The 2,500-nt window shown below is 51.2% G+C and carries 1 protein-coding gene and 2 rRNA genes (1 of these 3 cut by a window edge); all 3 read left to right on the plus strand.

The features are described 5' to 3' along the window. Window positions 1-1,393 (plus strand): 23S ribosomal RNA (locus MXMO3_RS03125); it begins 1,329 nt to the left of the window's first position. A 104-nt stretch (window positions 1,394-1,497) separates the two neighbouring features. Beyond that, a 5S ribosomal RNA gene (gene rrf, locus MXMO3_RS03130) occupies window positions 1,498-1,613 on the plus strand. 139 nt (window positions 1,614-1,752) lie between these two features. Continuing rightward, complete coding sequence (locus MXMO3_RS03135) at window positions 1,753-2,337, plus strand: hypothetical protein (protein ID WP_117394913.1); 585 nt, start codon at window positions 1,753-1,755, stop codon at window positions 2,335-2,337. Window positions 2,338-2,500 lie beyond the last annotated feature (163 nt).

The raw sequence follows: 2,500 nt of genomic DNA on the forward strand, positions 1-2,500 counted from the left end.
AAGTCGTAGACGATGGGAAACAGGTTAATATTCCTGTACCTGGTGGTAGTGACGAATTTGTAGATCGGTCAGTCCTTATCGGATTGGTTCTGGCCGTGAGCAGGTTCCAGGAAATAGCTCCACCAACATAGACCGTACTCTAAACCAACACAGGTGGACAGGTAGAGAATACTAAGGCGCTTGAGAGAACTATGCTGAAGGAACTCGGCAAATTGCACGCGTAACTTCGGGATAAGCGTGACCCTTTTTGAGGCAACTCAGGGAGGGTGGCACAGACCAGGGGGTGGCGACTGTTTACTAAAAACATAGGGCTCTGCGAAGTAGCAATACGACGTATAGGGTCTGACGCCTGCCCGGTGCTGGAAGGTTAAAAGGAGATGTGAGAGCATTGAATTGAAGCCCCAGTAAACGGCGGCCGTAACTATAACGGTCCTAAGGTAGCGAAATTCCTTGTCGGGTAAGTTCCGACCTGCACGAATGGCGTAACGACTTCCCCACTGTCTCCAGCATAGACTCAGCGAAATTGAACTCCCCGTGAAGATGCGGGGTTCCTGCGGTTAGACGGAAAGACCCCGTGCACCTTTACTATAGCTTCACACTGGCATTCGTGTCGGCATGTGCAGAATAGGTGGTAGGCTTTGAAATAGTGACGCTAGTTGCTATGGAGCCGCAATGTGAGATACCACCCTTATCGTCATGTATGTCTAACCGCGGCGTAACAGCGTCCGGGACAGTGTGTGGTGGGTAGTTTGACTGGGGCGGTCGCCTCCCAAAGAGTAACGGAGGCGCGCGATGGTGGGCTCAGACCGGTCGGAAATCGGTCGTCGAGTGCAATGGCATAAGCCCGCCTGACTGCGAGACTGACAAGTCGAGCAGAGACGAAAGTCGGTCATAGTGATCCGGTGGTCCCGCGTGGAAGGGCCATCGCTCAACGGATAAAAGGTACGCCGGGGATAACAGGCTGATGATGCCCAAGAGTCCATATCGACGGCATTGTTTGGCACCTCGATGTCGGCTCATCGCATCCTGGGGCTGGAGCAGGTCCCAAGGGTTTGGCTGTTCGCCAATTAAAGCGGTACGCGAGCTGGGTTTAGAACGTCGTGAGACAGTTCGGTCCCTATCTGCCGTGGGTGTAGGAATGTTGAGAAGAGTTGCCCCTAGTACGAGAGGACCGGGGTGAACAGATCTCTGGTGGACCTGTTGTTGCGCCAGCAGCATAGCAGGGTAGCTATATCTGGACGGGATAACCGCTGAAAGCATCTAAGCGGGAAGCCTCCTTCGAAACTAGCATTCCCTTGAGAGCCGTGGGAGACCACCACGTTGATAGGCCAGGTGTGGAAGCGCAGCAATGTGTGAAGCTTACTGGTACTAATAGCTCGATTGGCTTGATTGTTCTCATTAATCAATGTCCGTAACACCAATACCAAACACGAACATCATCACTCAGGATAAACATCCTGAGCATATTTAACTTCACGAAATTTTGCTTTTTGCCGACTTGGTGATTATAGCGAGGTGCTCAGAACACGATCCCATTCCGAACTCGAACGTTAAACACCTCAGCGCCGATGGTACTTTGTCTTAAGGCATGGAAGAGTAGGTCGTTGCCAAGTCTGCTAAAAGCAAAATTATCTCTACGATGTAAAATATACAAAAAACCCCACCTGCTAGAAATAGCCGGTGGGGTTTCTTGCGTTTAGGGGGGTGTTAGGTCTAACATCACTCATCTGACCAACTATTGAAGGTTCCGCCATGGTGGCTTTTCGCCGTCGAAGGCCGTTCATTTTTCTTATCCTCGCTCTGATTTTCCTTGCGAGCACACTGATTCTTTATGTCGGGCCGTCACCATTTTGGTGGTATGGCTTTTATCTGACCGCGATTGCCGGCGCGGCGAGCCTTCGCGCACCACCATCACAGCACAGTTTTACAGCATCGGGACTTTTGTTCTTCTATCTCGCCTCTGTCTTTATGGGAATCGGTGTAGAGGCTGTCCGCATCTTTTTTGATTTGTGGCACTACACACCGATTCTAAACGGTATTGCTGGCGTGGCCAGCTTTGTGCTGGTGGGCTATTTTTTGATGATGTTTGCGATGGCGATGGTCTATGAACAAGCGATTCTCCGCGTCAAAGCTTGGCCGCCCGGCGCGATTCTTCTATTTGCGCTACTGATTCTGCCAGTTGAAATAGCGAATCGATTTGTTCCTGTATGGGAAGAGCCGAATTTTCCATGGGTATATCTGCTATTTGGCGTCGGTTATGCCATTGAAGCGATCGTTGCTGTCCTGGTGTTCCGAGCAGCATTCCGGCCAAAAGGCGGGGATGCGCATCGGCTGTAAGCATGTTGTCCCCAATCACCTGGCCGCGATGGTGAAATATGGGCCCGAATATGAAATAAATGATGGGGCCAAGATAAAAGGTGTTGACTCTAACCGGGGCAACCCTTATCACCGCCCACAGCTTGAACGAAACAGGCGGCACCGCCAACTGAAGAATTCGAGT

This window comes from Maritalea myrionectae (assembly GCF_003433515.1).
GTDB classification, from domain to species: Bacteria; Pseudomonadota; Alphaproteobacteria; order Rhizobiales; family Devosiaceae; genus Maritalea; species Maritalea myrionectae.